At 71.8% G+C, this 17,821-nt stretch carries 12 protein-coding genes; 5 read left to right on the forward strand and 7 right to left on the reverse strand.

Annotated features, from left to right (window positions below; genetic code table 11):
* Window positions 1–61 precede the first annotated feature (61 nt).
* The 4 genes from ACYCO6_RS14625 to ACYCO6_RS14640 all read right to left on the reverse strand — a co-directional run bounded on the left by ACYCO6_RS14625 (window position 62) and on the right by ACYCO6_RS14640 (window position 10,785).
* Window positions 62–4,969, reverse strand: a complete 4,908-nt coding sequence (locus ACYCO6_RS14625) for a malto-oligosyltrehalose synthase (RefSeq protein WP_459772471.1) — start codon at window positions 4,967–4,969, stop codon at window positions 62–64.
* Entirely contained in the window at window positions 4,966–6,771 is a 1,806-nt protein-coding gene (treZ, locus tag ACYCO6_RS14630) for a malto-oligosyltrehalose trehalohydrolase (RefSeq protein WP_459772472.1), read from the reverse strand. The genes ACYCO6_RS14625 and treZ overlap by 4 nt, the downstream gene beginning before the upstream one ends.
* Before the next feature lie 417 nt (window positions 6,772–7,188).
* The gene (glgX, locus tag ACYCO6_RS14635) at window positions 7,189–9,309 is read right to left on the reverse strand and encodes a glycogen debranching protein GlgX (RefSeq protein WP_459772473.1); all 2,121 of its coding nucleotides are present in this window, start codon (window positions 9,307–9,309) and stop codon (window positions 7,189–7,191) included.
* A 54-nt stretch (window positions 9,310–9,363) separates the two neighbouring features.
* A complete protein-coding gene (locus tag ACYCO6_RS14640) occupies window positions 9,364–10,785 on the reverse strand; it encodes an alpha,alpha-trehalose-phosphate synthase (UDP-forming) (protein ID WP_459772474.1) in 1,422 nt (473 codons plus the stop codon).
* 430 nt (window positions 10,786–11,215) lie between these two features.
* On the opposite strand from ACYCO6_RS14640, the gene ACYCO6_RS14645 reads away from it, so the two are divergent.
* From ACYCO6_RS14645 to ACYCO6_RS14660, 4 genes are all read left to right on the forward strand, one after another.
* Entirely contained in the window at window positions 11,216–11,737 is a 522-nt protein-coding gene (locus ACYCO6_RS14645; protein ID WP_459772475.1) for a hypothetical protein, read from the forward strand.
* Window positions 11,738–11,740: 3 nt separating this feature from the next.
* The gene (locus ACYCO6_RS14650; protein WP_459772477.1) at window positions 11,741–12,166 is read left to right on the forward strand and encodes a phage holin family protein; all 426 of its coding nucleotides are present in this window, start codon (window positions 11,741–11,743) and stop codon (window positions 12,164–12,166) included.
* A gap of 5 nt (window positions 12,167–12,171) precedes the next feature.
* Window positions 12,172–12,543 carry a DUF3618 domain-containing protein gene (locus ACYCO6_RS14655; protein ID WP_459772478.1) on the forward strand — a complete coding sequence of 124 codons (372 nt, stop codon included), beginning with the start codon at window positions 12,172–12,174 and terminating at the stop codon, window positions 12,541–12,543.
* Window positions 12,544–12,669: 126 nt separating this feature from the next.
* Complete coding sequence (locus ACYCO6_RS14660) at window positions 12,670–13,458, forward strand: hypothetical protein (RefSeq protein WP_459772480.1); 789 nt, start codon at window positions 12,670–12,672, stop codon at window positions 13,456–13,458.
* A gap of 32 nt (window positions 13,459–13,490) precedes the next feature.
* Here ACYCO6_RS14660 and ACYCO6_RS14665 read toward each other — a convergent pair whose 3' ends face one another.
* Window positions 13,491–15,008 carry a malonate--CoA ligase gene (locus ACYCO6_RS14665; protein ID WP_459773574.1) on the reverse strand — a complete coding sequence of 506 codons (1,518 nt, stop codon included), beginning with the start codon at window positions 15,006–15,008 and terminating at the stop codon, window positions 13,491–13,493.
* Window positions 15,009–15,082: 74 nt separating this feature from the next.
* Window positions 15,083–15,532: a monooxygenase family protein gene (locus ACYCO6_RS14670; RefSeq protein WP_459772481.1), complete on the reverse strand. Its 450-nt coding sequence runs from the start codon at window positions 15,530–15,532 to the stop codon at window positions 15,083–15,085.
* A 53-nt stretch (window positions 15,533–15,585) separates the two neighbouring features.
* Here ACYCO6_RS14670 and ACYCO6_RS14675 point away from each other — a divergent pair, with 53 nt between their 5' ends.
* Window positions 15,586–16,158, forward strand: a complete 573-nt coding sequence (locus ACYCO6_RS14675) for a TetR/AcrR family transcriptional regulator (protein WP_459772483.1) — start codon at window positions 15,586–15,588, stop codon at window positions 16,156–16,158.
* 1 nt (window position 16,159) lies between these two features.
* Here the strand turns inward: ACYCO6_RS14675 and ACYCO6_RS14680 are convergent, their stop codons facing one another.
* Entirely contained in the window at window positions 16,160–17,569 is a 1,410-nt protein-coding gene (locus ACYCO6_RS14680) for a malonyl-CoA decarboxylase (protein ID WP_459772484.1), read from the reverse strand.
* Window positions 17,570–17,821 lie beyond the last annotated feature (252 nt).

The following is a 17,821-nucleotide window of genomic DNA, read 5'->3' on the forward strand; positions in this document are numbered from 1 at the left end:
AACCGCCCGGGCGTGCCTCCCTTAGCCGACCCCGCGTGACAGCGCCGCGTCGGGCGGAGCCTCACGGCTCCCGCCGCAGCACCGCGTAGGGCAGGTCGCGCAGGAGCGCGCCGAGATCGGCCCCCTCCCCTTGGCTCTCCACGGTCCGCCCCGAGACGAGGTCCCGCCAGCGGGTCCCCGCCCCGAGGTCGACCCGGGTGCCCGCGAAGGCCTCGCCCGACCAGACCGCCGCGCCGACGAAGCCCGCCACCAGCCGCGGCACCGCCACGAACAGGTCGCCGCCCTCCTGGCCGGGATCGGTCCGCCGGTAGGCGATGACGTGGTCGGCCCGCGCGCCCGTGGCCGTCACGGGCTCGTAGGCGGCGCTCGCGTAGAAGTCGGGACGCTCGGCCCGTTCCGCCAGCAGCCGCGTCAGGGTTGCCTGCTTGACCCGCCCGTCCGGCCAGTGCGCCAGCAGCTCCGCCGGCGCTCCGCCTTCCTCGAGCATCCGCTCCAGGGCCGGGTAGTTCACCGGGCGGCGGTTGTCGGGATCGACGAAGGAGAAGTCCCACACTTCCGTGCCCTGGTAGGTGTCGGGCAGGCCCGGCAGGGTGCATTTCAGGACCGTGCGGCCGAGGCTCGCCAGCATGCCGAGATGGGCGAGCCGCCGGGCGAAGGGCCGGAGCTCCCGGAGGAAATCCGAGCCCGGGGCGATCAGCGCCGAGAACAGCTTCTTGACCGCGCCCTCGTAGACCTCGTCGACATTGACCCAGCTCGACCGGCGCTTGCCCTCGCGCATGGCCTTCTCGCCGTAGGCAATCAGCCGATTGCGGAACGCCTCGATCGCCCCGGGCTCATCGTGCTCCAGCAGCTCCAGCGGCCAGGCACCCAGGATCGCCTGAAAGAACATCCACTGGTCGTTGGCGTCGGGCGCCGGCTCGCCGTCGATGCGGGCGAGGTGCGGCCCGGCGACCCGCTGCCATAGGTCCCAGGCGCCGGCCCATTCCTCCGGGATCTCCGAGAGGGCCAGCAGCCGGGTGCGGGCATCCTCGCCCCGCTTGGTGTCGTGGGTCGCCGTGGTGATCATGGCGTTCGGCCAGTCCCGGGCGCGGGCGATCTGAAGGTCGTGGAAATGCTCCGCGTCGATGCCGTACTCGCCCGGATCGCCGCCGACCTCGTTGAGGCCCAGCAGGCACGCGTAGCGATAGAACAGCGTGTCCTCCAGGCTCTTGGCCATGACCGGGCCGGTGAGCTGCTGGAACCGGCGGCGGAAGCGTAAGGCAACCCGCGGGTCCGGCCGGCCCGGCCCCGATGTCTCGATGCGCCCGAGCAGGACCGCGGCGGCGAAGTCGTGGACCGAGCGGTCCGGCAGGCTCGACCAGCGCTTGGCCTTGGCGACGGCCCCCTCGATCAGGCGGACATCCTCGGGCTCGACCTCGCCCTCCTCCAGCTCCGGCGGCAGGTAGCTCCGGTAGGTCGGGAAGCGCGCGATGATCTCGATCAGCGCCCGGCGGAGCGCGTTGACGGTGAAGTCGCGGGTGCGCCGGTCGGCGTCGGCGACCTCCTTGAGGTCGGTGGTCAGCACCTCCAGCTCGCTCGCGAAGCTGATCTCGAGGATCTCGGCCTTGGCGGCGCGGAGCTGGAATCCGTAGGGCTCGTCGAAGCCGGTGGCCCAGGTGTAGAGCCGCTCGATTTTCCCGCGCTTAGCCTTGTCGACCAGGATCCCGTCGAGCTGGTTGAGCACGTCGTAGCCTGTGGTCCCGGCCACCGGCCAGGGCCGCAGCCGCTCGCCCGGCTCCAGGATCTTCTCCACCACCACGTAGAAGCCCGGGCCCACGGCCGCCTGCAGCGCCCGCGCGTAGCCCAGCGGGTCGGCGAGCCCGTCGATGTGGTCGATGCGCAACCCGTCGATCCGGCCCTCGCGGACGTGCCGGAACACGGTCTCGTGCGAGCGGTGGAAGATGTCGGACAGCTCGACCCGCAGGCCGGCGAGCGAGTTCACGTCGAAGAAGCGGCGGTAGTTGATGTCGCTCGACGCCACCCGCCAGTGGGCCAGGCGGTAGGCCTGGGCCTCCAGCAGCCGGTGAAGGGGCCCGAAGCTGTCGGGGCGGCCCTTGAAGCCGTTGAGCAGCGCCAGCGTGCTGGCGGTGGCCTCCTGGATCAGCGGCGACACGCCGTAGATCTCGGCGAGCCGGCGCTTCAGGCCCTCGGCCTCCTCGGGGAAGCCTTTCCGGCGGGTCTCGTCGGTGTCGATCCCCATGGCGCGCAGCCGCTCCGAGATGGCGAGCAGCTCCGCGGTGGTGTCGTCGTCCACGGCCCCGATGGCGGCGATCACCCGGTTGAGGATCGTCGGGTAGCTGAGCGGCCGGATCGGCAGCTGGTGCTCGTAGTGCCAGACGCTGAAGGCCCCCTTCTCGGGGTCGAATTTCAGTTCCAGCGTGCCCTTCTCCAGGGCCTCGCCGTAGCGGTCGCCGAGGAACGGGATCACGAGGTTGCGCCCGGCTCCGAGCCGCTGCCAGTCGATGTCGAAGGCGTCGGCGAAGGGCGAGAGCGAGCCCCATTCGAGCACCGAGAGCCACCACGGGTTGTCGGCCCCGCCGACGCCCATGTGGTTCGGGACGATATCGAGCAGGAGCTTCATCCCGTGGGCGTGCAGCGTCTCCGAGAGCCGGACGAAACCCTCCTCGCCTCCGAGTTCCGGGTTGATCGCGCCGTGGTCGACGATGTCGTAGCCGTGGGTCGAGCCGGGCCGCGCCTTCTGGAGGGGCGAGGCGTAGACGTGGCTGATCCCGAGCCGGTGCAGGTAGGGGACGATCCGGTCCGCATCCGCGAAGGTGAAGTCCTTGTGGAACTGGAGCCGGTAGGTCGCGCGCGGCGGCGGCGCGGCGAGCCGCGCGGCGCCCGAGCGCGGCCCCCGCGCCTCGGCGGAGAGAGAAGCCGCCAGCTTGGCGAGCGGGCCGCCGGGGGCCGCGATGTCCGCGAGGTCCCGGTCGAGCTTGCGCCGCCAGTTCGGGTAGCCCTCGGTCGAGCCCGGGACGTTGGCCTGGGCGAGTTCGGAGACCACGTCCTCGTACTGCACGGCCGTGAGCATCGAGGGCGCCCGGGCGAGATAGCGGGCAGCCGCCTCGAAGGGCGCGGCATCCGGAGGCTCGGTGGAGGGGAGCAGCTGCTCGCCGGCCAGAGCCTCGGCGAGGCGGCGGCGTTCGACCACGCGCTCGGCCCGCTCGGCCTCGGCCCGTTCCTGGTCGTAGAGACCCAGCGACTGGCGGGTGTCGGTGTCGACCCCGCGCCACCAGCCCACGAAGGTCGGCAGGTCGTGGGTGGTGATGGCGGTGAGCGCGTCCCGCGGGTAGGCGGAGGGCGGCTTGAACTTCCCGTCGCCCTCGCGCTCGAAGGCGAGGATCCGGTAGCTCAGCACCCCGGCCCGCATCAGCGCGTCGGAGAAGCCCTCCGGGGCCGTGCCGAGATCCTCCGCGATGACGAGGCACTTGTTGCGGTGGCTCTCCAGCCGCAGCACCGCCAGCATCGGCTCGAACGGCATGGCCATGTAGGCGCCGGCCTGGGCTCCCTGCCCGAGGGGGATCAGGAACAGGCGGGCGAGCTGGAAGGCGTGGTCGATCCGGATCGCGCCGGCGTGGCGCATGTTGGCCTGGACCAAGGCCCGGAAGGCGCTAAGCCCGTCGCGCTCCATTTCCAGTGGGTCGAAGGCCGGCAGGCCCCAGTTCTGGCCCTTCGGCGCCAGCAGATCCGGCGGCGCGCCGATCGACACCTGGTCGGCGAAGCGCTCGGGATGCGACCAGATCTCGGAGCCGCCCCGGTCGGCGCCGACCGCGAGGTCGCGGTAGAGCCCGACCCGCATGCCGGCGCCGAGCGCCGCCGCGGAGGCCTCTGCGAGCTGCCGGTCGGCGAGGTATTGCAGCCACGCGTGGTAGCCGACCAGCTCGGCGTTCTCCGCCGCGAAGGCCAGCACCGCCTCCGTGCCTGCGCGGCGATACGCCTCCGGCCAGTCGCCCAGCCAGTGGGCCCCCTGCCCCCGGAAATGCTCCGACAGCGCTTCGAATACGGCATGCGCTTCGAGATCCTCGCCGCCCTCTTGGCGGAAGCGCTCGAAGGCCGCATCGGTGCCGGCCCGGGCCGGTGACTCGGCCCAGAGGGCCCGGAGCACCGGGTCGAGCACGTCGGCCACGCCCTGGTGGTCGACGAGGGCCGCCTCGCGCAGCGCCGTGATCGCGTCCGCGCGCTCGGCGAGCAGCGCCTCGGCCCGGGACCCGGCGAGCCCCGGCAGGCTGCGCGGGGCGATGAACAGGGTCTCCAGGAACAGGCGCGAGGAGGGTGAGTAGGGCGAGATCTTGGTCCGGTCGGAGCCGAACAGGGCGTGGACCGGGCTGAGGCCCAGGAAGGCCGCCCCGCGCAGGGCGGCCTCGCGGGCGGCCTCGCCGGCATCCGCGTAGGTGCCGATGCCGATATTGGTGGCCGAGCGCAGGCCGTAGAGCTGGGCGGCCATGCCCCAGTCGGAGGCCCCTTCCTCCGTGTAGGGACGCGGGCGCCAGCAGCGCTGGGGTGCGGCGATCACCCAGGCTTCGGCGCGGATCTGGCCGGCCTGGACGGTGAGACGGTGATAGCCGGGGGTCAGCGGCGGCAGCTCGAAGCCCGGCTCGGCCCCTTGCAGGTTCGCCCGTCCTTCCCGGGCCGTTCCGCGCTCGTCCACGAGGCGCCAGACCAGGGTGTGGGGCGCGCCGTCCTGCGGACGCACCGGCACCCGGGCGGTCCGTCGGGCCTCCACGGGCAGGAGCGGCGGGATCAGGCCGCGGCGCAGGCGCTCGACCTGGGCGAGGCTCCCGGCGATCGCCGCCTCGTCGTCCACCGCGAAGCCGAGCGCCGCGAGCAGCCCCCGGCGCACCTCCAGCGGCGTCTCGACGGGCTGGCCGAAGGCGTCGGTGTAGCCGGCAGCCACGCCGACGAGATCGGCGAGCTGCTCCAGGGCGCTCACGAGCGGGACTCCGTCAGGAACACGCCGGTCCAGGCGGGCAGGTCGCATCCGGCCCCGTCCGGGGCATTGGTCCAGACCACCCGGGCGCTCCCCGGATCCACCGCGAAGGGCGCGCTCCCGACATTGGCGACGAAGCGCAGGGTGCCGGCGCCGAAGCGCCACGTGCAGTCGACCACATCCTTGCGTGGCAGGCTGGCGGCGGCACCCTCATAGCCGGACTTCGCCAGCGGCACGATCACGTCGCGACGTAAGGCGAGGAGCCGCGTCGTCTCGGCCAGCACCTCGCGGTGGGGCGAGCGCTCGCGCTCGGACCAGTCGAGCTTCGAAGCCTCGAAGGTCTCGCGCTCGGTCGGGTCGGGGATCTTCGAGGTGTCGTCCGCAAACGCGGCGAAGCTCTTGAACTCCCGGCGGCGGCCGTCCCGCACTGCCTTGTTCAGACCTTCGTCCGGCGCGAAGTCGACGAAGAACAGGAACGGCGCCGAGGCCGACCATTCCTCGCCCATCCAGAGCATCGGGATCTGCGGCGCCAGCAGGAAGCCGGCCCGGGCGAGGCCGAGTTTCTTGGAGTCTGCGAGGTGGTTGAGGCGCTCGCCGAGCGCCCGGTTGCCGACCTGATCGTGGTTCTGCAGGAAGGTCACGAAGGAAGAGGGCGGCAGGTGCCCGGAGGCTTCGCCCCGCGGGTGGTTGTCGAGCGTCAAGAACGGCTCGCCCTGGTAGGCGAAGCCCTCCGCCAGGCAGCGCGCGAGGTGCTCGACGGGTTTGTCGGCAAAGCTTTTATAGTAGCCGGCGTCCTCGCCCGTCAGCAGGACGTGCCAGCAATGGTGCAGGTCGTCGGCCCACTGGGCGTCGTGCATCTTCGGACGCCCGGCGGCGTCCCGCTCCAGCCAGCGCGCCTGATTGGCCTCGTTCTCGAGCATCAGGTGGATCTGCCGGTCCGGGAAGGTCTTCCGGATCGTCTCGCCGAGCTCGGCCAGAAAGTGCCGCGGCGAATCGTCGAGGATCGCGTGGACGGCATCGAAGCGCAGGCCGTCGAAACGGTATTCCTCCAGCCAGTACAGGGCGTTCTGGATGAAGAACTGCCGCACCGTGGCGCCGCTCTCCTTGCCGTCGAAGTTGATGCCCGCGCCCCAGGGGGTCTGGTGGCGCTCGGTGAAGAACGTCTTGGCGTAGGCGTGGAGGTAGTTCCCGGCCGGGCCGAAGTGGTTGTAGACCGCATCGAGGTAGACCATCAGGCCCAGCCCGTGGGCGGCGTCGATCAGGCGCTTGAGGTCCTCCGGGCGGCCGTAGGCGCCATCGGGGGCGTAGGGCTGCACGCCGTCGTAGCCCCAGTTGCGCGAGCCCTTGAAATCGGCGAGCGGCAGGAGCTCGATCGCCGTGACGCCAAGCGCCTTGAGATCCGGCAGCCGGGCCTGCAGGCCGGCATAGGTGCCCTCCGGCGTTGCGGTGCCGACATGGCACTCGTAGATCACCGCCTCCTCGAAGGGGCGCCCGGTCCAGCCCTCGTCGGACCACGCATAGGCGCGCGGATCGATCACCTCGCTGAGGCCCGAGACGTCGTCGGGCTGGAAGCGCGAGGCGGGATCGGGGACGACGAGGTCGCCGTCGATGCGGAAGCCGTAGCGGGCGCCGGGCCGCACCCCGGGCAGGGCGGTGCGCCGCCAGCCGCCGCCGGATTCGGGCAGGGGATGGTCGGTGCCGTCGACAATGAGCTCGACGCTCTTGGCGGTGGGCGCCCAGAGGGCGAAGCGCACGCCGCCCTCGACCATCTCGGCCCCGAAATCCATGCTGTGGGCGCGCCGCATCGGGCCACCGTCCTCGTCATTGGCCGCGCGCACCGGGGCACAAGCGCAGCAGGGTCATCGTCGTGGGAGAAGGCCCCGGGCCCGATCCGGTTCCCGCAGCGCAGCTATGGCGGGACGTCGGTGTGGCAATGGGGGACGGGCATCGCGCGATGCCTCCCTGCTCCCGGGAAGGGCAGGGCCTCGTGTCCGGTCATCCTGCCGGGAGCCTGCGTCGGGTTCCGGATCGTGCCGGCCAGCCCCCTCATCCTGCGGTGTCGAAGGGCAGCGCAGGCCTCGAAGGAGGCTTCCAGCCGGCCGCGCGGCTGCCTGGAGGCCTCCGTCGAGGCCCGCCGACGCGGGCACCCCCGGATGAGGATGGGATGTCCGGACGCGCGGCCGACGTTTTCGCCGAACCGGGGCCCGCTTCGGCGTGAGCGCCTACCGCCCCGGCACCCATCCGTTCCGCGTCCCGTTCTCCGTCCCCGCGGCGGTGAGCACCAGGACCGTCCGGCCGGGCAGCGGCACGGCGGCGCCGGCCGCGTAGGCCGGGGCGTCCGGCGGGAGCGCGCCGGTGGGCTCGCCCGTGTCGAAGACCGGATGCCACGGGCCGCCGATCACCGGGACGAGGTGGAACGTGCAGGCCCCCTCCCCGGCGTTGAACAGCATCAGCAGGCGGTCGCCCGGGCCGCCGTCGTTGCCGATCTGCATGCCGAACACCTGGAGCCCGTCGTCGGACCAGTGGCGCCCTTCCATCTCGGTGCCCTCGGGGGAGAGCCAGTGCACGTCGCGCAGGGGCTCGTCCGGGTCGATCAGCGTGCCGGTGAAGAAGCGCCGCCGCCGCAGGGCCGGCTGGGCGCGGCGCAGGGCCAGCAGGTTGGCGACGAAGTCCGTGAGCCTGGGATCCGGATCGGTGGTCCAGTCCATCCAGCTCGTCGGGTTGTCCTGGGCATAGGCGTTGTTGTTGCCGCCCTGGCTGCGGGAGCGCTCGTCGCCCATCAGCAGCATCGGCACGCCCTGGGCCAGCATCACGGTGGCCAGCATGTTGCGCTTCTGGCGGGCGCGCACGGCCAGGATCGCGGGATCGTCGGTGTCGCCCTCGACGCCGTAGTTGCGGCTGACATTGTGGCCGTGGCCGTCGCGGTTGTCCTCGCCGTTGGCCTCGTTGTGCTTCTCCTCGTACGCCACCGTGTCGGCCAGCGTGTAGCCGTCGTGGCTGGCGATGAAGTTGACGCTGGCCAGCGGTGAGCGCCGGGAGGGCGCGAACACCTCGCGGGAGCCGGTCAGCCCCTGGGTCACCTTCGCCAGCGTGCCGGGATCGCCCCGCCAGAAGCCCCGGGTGGCGTCGCGGAACTGGTCGTTCCACTCGCTCCAGCCGCGCGGATAGCCGCCGAGCTGGTAGCCCCCCTCCCCGATGTCCCAGGGCTCGGCCACCATCTTGACCCGGGCGAGCACCGGGTCCTGCGCCACCGCCTGGAAGAAGGCCGCCTGCGGGGTGAAGGCGAGAGGTGCGCGCCCGAGGCTGGAGGCGAGGTCGAAGCGGAAGCCCGCGATGCCGTAGGCGATCACCCAGTGGCGCAGGGAATCGAGCACAAGCTGCATCACCCGCGGGTGGCTCACGTCGAAGGTGTTGCCGCAGCCGGTGCAATCGATGGTGCGGCGCGGATCGGCTGGGTCGAGCTTGTAGTAGCTGGCGTTGTCGATGCCGCGGAACGACAGCGTGGGGCCGGTATGGTCGCCTTCGGCGGTGTGGTTGTAGACCACGTCGAGCCAGGTCTCGATCCCGGCGGCGTTCAGCTCCCGGATCGCCGCCTTCAGGCTGCCGGGGCCGCCCTCGCCCAGGTAGCGTGGGTCCGGAGCGAAGTAGCCCAGGGGCTGATACCCCCAGAAGTTGATGAGCCCCTTCTCGACCAGGAAGCGGTCATCCGCGAAGGCCTGGATCGGCAAGAGCTCCAGGGCCGTGACCCCGAGCTTGACGAGGTGGTCGATGATCGCCGGATGGGCGAGCGCCGCGTAGGTGCCGCGCTCGGCCTCGGGGATGTCGGGATGGGTGCGGGTCAGCGCCTTGACGTGGGCCTCGTACACCACCGTCTCGGCCAGCGGCCGGCGCACGGGGGTGAGGGCGAGGTTCGGCACCTCGGGGGCGGTGACCACGCATTTGGGCATGTAGACAGCGCTGTCGCGCCGGTCGATGCGGTCCTCGCGCGCGCCGCGGCGGTGGCCGTAGAGCGCGTCATGCCAGCGGATCCTGCCGCGGATCTCCCTTGCATAGGGGTCGAGCACCAGCTTCGAGGCGTTGAACCGGTGGCCGCCCGCCGGATCCCAGGGCCCGTGCACCCGGTAGCCGTAGAGCTGGCCCGGCAGAACCCCGCGCAGGTAGCCGTGCCAGACGTCGTCGGTGCGGCAGGGCAGCCGCACCGTGCGGGCCTCGTGCCGCTCACCTGGCTCAAACAGGCAGATGTCGACCGCGGTGGCGTGTTCGGAGAACAGGGCGAAGTTGACGCCGCGCCCGTCGAAATGCGCACCGAGCGGCGCCGGCACCCCGTCATCGACGGCGATCATGCGGGGCGTCCGGTCGCAAATGGGGCCGCAGGCGGGATCAGCGGGACGCGCCGGCTATTCGGCGGCGGCGGCGGCGGTGGGCGGCTCGCGCTCGATCGTGCGAAAATTCTCCAGCTCCGCCAGGAAGTTGCGCGCCCACCAGTCGACGTCCTCGCGGGTCATGCGCTCGACCATCGGCTTCCAGCGGGCGACCCGCTCCGCCTTGGGCATGTAGAGCGCGGCGCGGATCGCCTCCGCCACCTCGAACCGGTCGTAGGGATTGATCAGCAGCGCCTCGGGCAATTGCCGGGCGGCGCCGGCGAATTTCGACAGGACCAGCACGCCGGGATCGTCCTCGGCTTGAGCGACCACGTACTCTTTGGCGACGAGGTTCATGCCGTCGCGCATCGGCGTGACGAGGCCGACCCGCGCCGCCCGGTAGAGGCCGGCGAGCACCGGGCGCGGATAGGCCTTGGTGATGTACTGAATCGGCGTCCAGGCGGGGTCGCCCAGCGACCCGTTGATCTCGCCGACCTTCTCGTTCACCTCGCGGGCGAGCTGCTCATATTCCGGCACCTCGCTGCGGGATTTCGGGGTGATCTGGATGTAGGTGACGTTGCCGCGCTGGTCGGGATTCGAGGCGAAGAAGCTCTCCACCGCCTCCATCCGCTCGGGCACGCCCTTGGAATAGTCGAGCCGGTCGACGCCGATCAGCAGCTTGCGGGTGCGCAGGCCCGCGATGGTCTCGCGCACGACCTTGTTGGCGTTCGCCTTGTCGGCGGCCTCCTTGAAGCCCGCTACGTCGATGCCGATCGGGAAGGCGCGGAGCCGGGTCCGGCGCCCGTCGACCATCAGCGAGCCGCCGCCCAGGGGGATCGCCCGCTGGGTGTCCACGAGGTTGCGCTGGAGGTTCTGGACATCCGCCTCGGTCTGCAGGCCGATCAGGTCGTAATCGACGATGGCGCGCAGCAACTCGCCGCTCGCCGGCAGCGAGTTGAACACGTCGGCCGCCGGCCAGGGGATGTGGTGGAAGTAGCCGATCGGGTTGTCGAGCCCGAGGCCGCGCAGCTCGGCGGCCAGCGGCAGCAGGTGGTAATCGTGCACCCAGATGATGTCGTCGGGCTCCACCAGCTTGGCGAGCGCCCGCGCGAAGGTCCGGTTGACGCGGCTGTAGCCGGCATAATCCGAGCGCGAGAAGGCGCCGAGCCCGAGCCGGTAATGCATGATCGGCCACAGGGCCCGATTCGCGAAACCGGCGTAGTACTCGAGGTGATCCTGCGGCGAGAGGTCGACCACCGCGTACTGGACACGGCCCCGGTCGATCAGGGTCGGCTCCTCGGACGGCTCCTCCGTGATGGTGCCGCTCCAGCCGAACCACAGCCCCTCGTAGGCCGTGAAGGCCTCCTTGACCGCGACGGCCAGGCCGCCCGCCGCCACCGCCTTGCCGCCCTCTTCCGGGACGGCGACGCGGTTCGATACGATCACAAGGCGTGCCACGCGGGTCGGCTCCGGATCAGGGGCGCGGCCGGCCGCGCCTGCATCGGGACTTCACTAATATGTCAGAACGCGCGGAGGCCCTGCGCGATCCTTTGTTAGGTCTTGAGGCAACCCAAGCGTGAAGCCGGGCGCGGGTCAAGTCGCGGTCGTGCCGTTCCGGAACAGGGCGGCCGCTCCGTTCCGGCGCTGCGCGGCCTCCCCCGGGCCGTCCCCGCGGCCGGCTCGGCGCGGCGCTGTGCAAGCGTGGCGGTTCTGCCAGACCGCGCCTGAACGCGCGCTGAGCGGTGCCCGGATCCGGGCGCCAAGCCGGTTCGATCCGGAGCGCAATCGGCACCGGAACCGGTGACAGCCCAATCAGTTACTCAGCCATCGCGGGGGCCGCGGTCGCCGCGAGCGGTGGCGCCCCCGCGCCGCGAGGAGTGTTTTCGAGATGGCCGGCAACGAGTTCCCGCAGGACACGCCCAGGGATCCGCTCGCGGATCCGCTCCACGAGACGCCGCACGGTGCCGCGGACGAGCGCGCCCAGTGGCGCGCGCTCCAGGGCGACGTCGAGGGGCTGGCCGACGTGGCGGCCGAGCGCGGGCGCGGGCTGCTCGACGCCGCCCGGCTGCAGGCGCAAACCTATGTCGAGCAGCGCAAGAGCGACGCGGCGCAGTCGGTCCACGAGCTGGCCCGGACGATCCGCAATTCGGGCCGCGATCTGGGCGACAAGCCGAACGTGCGCGCCTTCTTCGACAGTGCCGCCGACGGGCTGGAGCAGCTCGGCGCCTCGATCGAGCGGCGCAGCCTCGGCGACTTCTACAGCGAGGCCGAGGCCTTCGCCCGGCGCGCCCCGGTGGCGGTGGCGGTCGGCACCTTCGTGGCCGGCCTAATCGCCGCCCGCTTCGTCAAGTCGTCGAGCTTGCCGCCGGAAGCGCCGGACGGCGACGCCCGCGATACCTTCCGGGCTTGAGCCATGGCCCAGGGTCCTGATCCGCGCCACACGGGCGCCTCTGCCGGTCCCTCCAGCATCCAGAGCCTGATCGGCGACGCCCTGCGGGAGACGAACGAGCTCGCCCGCAAGGAGATCGCGCTGTTCCGCGCCGAGATGGCCGGCAACATCCGCCAGCTCATCGTCGGCCTCGCCTGCATGGTCGGCTCCGCGGTCTTCGCCGTGGTCGCCCTGCTGGTCCTGATCGGCGCGTTCGTGAAGTGGCTCGCCACGATCGTGGGCTCCGAGTGGCTCTCGGCGCTGATCGTGGGCGGCGTGCTGCTCCTGATCGCCCTCGGGATGGCCCTGTGGGCGCGCAGCGTTCTCTCTCTCTCGACCCTGGCCCCGACGCGCACCACGCGCCAGGTGCGCCAGGATGCCCAGGCCCTGTCGGAGCGCGTGTCCGGATGAGTTCGATGAACGACCTCGAGAAGGAGATCGAGGAGAGCCGGGCCCGGCTCGACGACACGATCGACCGCATCCAGGGCAAGCTCTCGGTGCCGAACATCGTAGACGAGATGCTCGGCAATGCCCGCCGGGTGCCGGCCCTGAACGGCGCCTACGACAGCGCCCTGGAGGCGGTGCGTCGCAACCCCGTGCCGGTGCTGCTGATCGCCGCCGGCGTGGGCCTGCTGTTCAACCGGATGGCGCGGGACGCCCAGCGCCGCCGCACCCAGGTGGCGGCCGAGCGGGTGGCCACCCTCAACACCGGGGCCGCCCGCGGCTATGACCCCGATCTCCCGACGGTGCGTCCGGCCGGCGATCCGCTGGAGAAGACCGAGATCTGAGGACCGAGACCCGAAGACCGGGCAGGAGAGCCCGGACCGCAACGACCCGAGGCCGGCCGGAAGGCCGGGACAAGCGGCGCCTGCGCAGGCCGCGCGCCGCCGAGACGGACATCCGAGGACAGCGCCATGACCGACAAGCCCGGCACCCCAGCCACCCCGACCAGCCATCCCGGACCGCTCGCCGCCGAGGCGGCGATGCCGCCCGGTTCGGGCGACAAGAGCCTTCAGCCGGACCCGGCCGGCCGCGGCGACCCGCTCGGGGCGCCCGGCGAGGCGGCCGGCGACTTCACGCTCCGGCCCGACCCGCGCGGCCTGCACGATCCGCTTCCGCACGGCGCCGCGCCGCGCTCAGCCGATGCCGCGTCCACCATCAAGGAGGGGACTCAGACCGCGGGCGACCGCGCCGCCGGCCTCGCCGATCAGGCGCGCCGGACCGTGTCGGGCTTCGCCAACGACATCAACGAGCGTCTCGGCGGTGCCGCCGACCAAGCGCGCGCGCGCGCCTCTTCGGCCTACGACGAGGCACGGGACCGTGCGGCCGTGCTCCGCAGGCGCAACATGCGGGCGCTCGACGATCTGACGAGCCAGGGGATCGACGGCCTCCACCGCGGCCGCACCGCCGTCGAGCGCTTCGTGGACGATAACCCGCTCCTCGTCGGCGTGGTCGGCGTCGCCGCCGGCCTGCTGCTCGGCGCGCTGCTGCCGCGCACCCGCCAGGAGGACCGGAGCATCGGCCCTTGGGCCGACGAGATGCGCGACCAGGGGCTGCGCTACGCCCGCGAGGTGACCAATATGGGCCGCGAATTCGTCCAGACTGCCCTCGATCCGGACAACCTCAACGCCGCCGCCCGCAAAGTCGCCGAGACCGACACGCCGAAGCCGCCGGAGGGCGAGCGGACCGCGCACAACCTCTGAAGCGCCGGTCCCGACCGGCGGAGCGGCCCGGCTCAGGCCGCGTACAGCCCCGCATAGGCCTCGCGGAGCAGGTTCTTCTGCACCTTGCCCATGGTGTTGCGCGGCAGCTCGTCCACGAAGAGCACGCGCTTGGGACATTTGAACCGGGCGAGGCGTCCCTCCAGGGCGGCCTGCACCCCGGCCTCGTCCGGAGCCTCCGGACCGCCCACCACCACGGCGGTGACGGCCTCGCCGAAATCCGGATGGGCCAGCCCGATCACCGCGGATTCGATCACGCCCGGCAGGGCGTCGATCTCGGTCTCGACCTCCTTCGGGTAGACGTTGAAGCCCCCTGAGATGATCAGGTCCTTGCCGCGCCCGACGATGTGGACGTAGCCCCGGGCGTCGACCTTGCCGAGGTCGCCGGTGATGAAGAACCCGTCGGCCCGGAACTCGGCCGCGGTCTTCTCGGGCATGCGCCAGTAGCCCTGGAACACGTTCGGGCCCTTCACCTCGATCATGCCCACGGAGTCCGCGCCGAGAACGGCGCCGCTCTCCGGCTCGACCACCCGCAACGACACCCCCGGCAGGGGGAAGCCCACCGTGCCGGCGACCCGGTCCCCGTCATAGGGGTTCGAGGTGCTCATGTTGGTCTCGGTCATGCCGTAGCGCTCGAGGATGGCGTGGCCCGTGCGGGCCTGCCACTCCCGGTGTGTCTCGGCGAGCAGTGGCGCCGAGCCCGACACGAACAGGCGCATGCTCCGGGCGGCCTCCGGCGTGAGGCCCGGCTCCTTCAGGAGGCGCGTGTAGAAGGTCGGCACGCCCATCAGGACGGTGGCCCGCGGCATCAGGCTCAGGATCAGCTTGGGATCGAGCCGGGGCAGGAACTGCATGGAGCCGCCGCTCGCCAGCACGGTGTTGATCGCCACGAACAGGCCGTGGGTGTGGAACACCGGCAGGGCATGGATCAGCACGTCGTCGGCGGTGAAGCGCCAGAACTCCACCAGCGTCCGGGCGTTCGAGGCGAGATTGTCGTGGGTCAGCATGGCGCCCTTCGAGCGCCCGGTCGTGCCCGAGGTGTAGAGGATGGCCGCGAGATCCTCCGGGCCCCGGGGCACGTCGGCGAAGTCACTGGATCCGTCCCCTTGCCGGTCCGCCGCCTCGGCGGCGCTGCCGCCGCCGGCGGCGTCGAGGGTCCAAGTCCGGCGGACGCCCGCGGCGGCCTCCGCCAGCGCGTCGCGCTTCCCCGGATCGCAGACGAAGACGGCCGGCTCGGCGTCGCCGAGGAAATAGCCGATCTCGGCCGGCGTATAGGCGGTGTTGAGCGGCAGGAACACCGCGCCCGCCCGGACCGCGCCGAGATACAGGAAGATCACCTCGGGGCTCTTCTCGACCTGCACGGCCACCCGGTCGCCGGGCTGCACGCCCGCCGCCTGCAGGGCCGCCGCATAGGCGCCCGAGCGGGCGATCAGGTCCGCGTAGGTGTAACGCCGCCCCTCGGGCGTCTCGATCACGGTCTTGGCGGAATCGGGAACGCCGTCGCGGATCAGGGAGAAGAGGTGGTTGGTCATCGTGCGGTCGAGCTGCCACGGGCCGTGGGTTTGCGGCACCCATAGCCCCCCGGAGGCCCTCTCGGCGAGCCCTTTCAGGCGGCCAACCGCTGGCGCGACGACAGGAAGGCCCCCTCGGGGGCACGCTCGGGCGCGAACAGCCCCAGCCCGGTGGGCGCGGGCATGCCCACATAGATCGCCTCCATGCCACCCCGGGCATAGGCCTCGTGCCAGAAGCCGGACCCCTGGGCGTCCCGGGAGAAATCCCGCCACCACCTGCGGTGCGGCTCCGAGCGGGTGAAGCGCTCGAGGCTCTCGAGGTCGCGCCAGTACTGGCGCATGCCGACATGGGCGAGCCCGAAGAACAGGTTTTCGTGCGCGAGCAGCCCGTCCGGCCGGCTCCGCACCGAAGCGGCGATGTCGCGCCCGAGCCCCATGAGCGCGAGCAGGCCGCGCCAGCGGGTCACGCGGAAGCCGAGATAGACCACGACGAGGTCGGGATAGGCGGAGAGGTCCACGGAGCGGCGGGCGGGGGCTCCTTGCATGATGCGGCCTCCTCGGTTTGTATGCACTGTAAACATGGGGCGGTCTGCGTACAGTGTCAACATCGATTTCGGAAAAGACCTATCACCACGGCGACCTGCGCGCGGCGCTGGTTTCGGCGGCTCTGGATCTGCTGGAATCGGGCGGCGAGGCGGCGCTCTCGCTGCGCGGGGCGGCGCGGGCCTGCGGGGTGTCGGCGATGGCCCCCTACCGGCACTTCGCCAGCAAGGAGGAGCTCCTCGAAGCGGTCGCCGCCCGGGGCTTCGCGGATCTCGCCACGGACCTGGAGGGGGCCGACGGTTCCGCGGAGGGGAATGAGGCGCTGGCCGCGCAGGGAGCGGCCTACGTGGCCTTCGCCTGCCGGCACCCGGCCCTGTTCCGGCTCATGTTCACGCGGCCCTGCCGGACATCGGACAAGGGACGGGCCTATCGGATCCTGGAGCGGCGGGCGGCCGCCCTCGCGGGACCGGCTTGGCCGGCCGAGGACCTGACGCTCGCCGCATGGTCGCTGGTGCACGGGCTCGCCGCGCTGATCCTCGACCGCCGGGTGCCTCTGGAGGGAGAGGCCGCGCAGGCCGCCGCCCGGCGAATCACCCTGTCCTTCGCCCGGCTGATGCCGGGCGGCTGAATCACGCGTCGGCGAGCACCACCGCGCGGGGCGGCGGCAGCTTGGCGCGCAGCTCCCGCGTCACCGCAGGGGCCGCGACCACGGTCCCGAGATTCGCGTAGGTCTCGTGGTTCCGCTCGATGGCCGCGAGGTCGTAGAGGTAGTTGACCATCAGACCGTGCGACTGGGCGAGGCCCTTCTTGGAGGTGTCGCCCAGGAAGTTGATCCGGTCGAGGCGCGCCCCGTTGCCGAGATGGAACCGGGCCACCGGGTCGAGGGGGCGCCCGCGCTCGTTCTTGGCGCGCAGGAAATAGGCCGCCGCCGCCGGGATCAGCGCCCGGCGCACCGTCTCGGCCCGGGCCTTGTCGGTAGGCCAGTTCGGATCGTCCAGCGCCCGCAGGGTCTCGACATCCTCGGGGAGCAGGCCCTGCGGGCTGTCGGCCCGGCGCTCCCGGGCGAGCCACGCGGCGAAGCCCGGCACTGGCGAGAGCGTCACGAAGGTCTTGAGCGAGGGGATCTCGCGGGTCAGATCCTCGACCACCTGCTTGATCAGGAAGTTGCCGAAGGTGACGCCGGCGAGCCCCTTCTGGCAGTTCGAGATCGAGTAGAACACCGCCGTATTGGCCGCCCGCGGCTGCAGCGGCTTGCGCTCCTGCGACAGGATCGGCGCGATGGCCGAGGCGACCTGGTCGGTGAGCGCCACCTCCACGAAGATCAGCGGCTCGTCGGCGAGCGCCGGGTGGAAGAAGGCGAAGCAGCGCCGGTCCGGCGGCTCGATCCGGGCGCGCAGGTCATCCCAGCCGTTGATGGCGTGCACCGCCTCGTAGCGGATGATCTTCTCGAGGATATGCGCCGGCGTGGTCCAGTCGATGTGGCGCAGCACCAGGAAGCCGCGGTTGAACCACGAGGCGAACAGGTGCTCGAAGTCGCAATCGAGGCTGTCGACGGCGTCCAGCAGGCTGGGATCGGCCTCCTCGCCGGCGCGGAGCGCCCGGCGCAGGTCGAACAGGTCCTCGCGCATCCGCACGAGGCTGAGGGTCCCGCCGCGGGCGAGGTTGAGACGGCGGATCAGCTCCTGGCTGCGCGGCTCGGCGGCCTCGTGCAGAGTACCGAGGCGGGCGCGGGACGGGGCGGCCCGGTAGGCGGCGATCGCTTCGTCGACGGCGGCGTGGTCCGCGTCGAAATCCAGGGCGATGGTGCGCAGGAAGGCGTGGCGCTCGGTCTGACCGAAGCTCGCGTAGCGGTCGAGGATCAGACGGGCCAGCGCCACCCCGGAGGCCTCGCCGCGCCGGGAGATCAGGTCCTCGCACAACTTCACCAGCTCGCCCGCGCTGCCCCGGGCCGTGATGTCGCTGCGTCCGATGCCGATCAGGTCGCGGCCGCGCTCACTGATGGTCTGAAGCAGGTCGCCGAAGAAGGAGATCGCCGCCATGACCTTCGCACTGACCCCCGTCGGCCCGGACGTGAAACGCCTCCGGCTCCGCGACGCCGGCTCGTCGATCGGAAGCGCGTGGAACCGGATCCGGAAGCCGCCGGCCTCCGCATGGAGGCCCGATCAGGTTCCCGATCCTGCCGTCCACTCTAGGACGGCGCGGCCGCCGCGACCAGAGCTTGAGCGGTCGCGGTCCGGGCAGCCAGCTTGCGAGCCCGGGATGAAGGCCGTGTGACGGGGCCGCCCGTCCGG

Source organism: Methylobacterium sp. CM6257 (assembly GCF_054611515.1).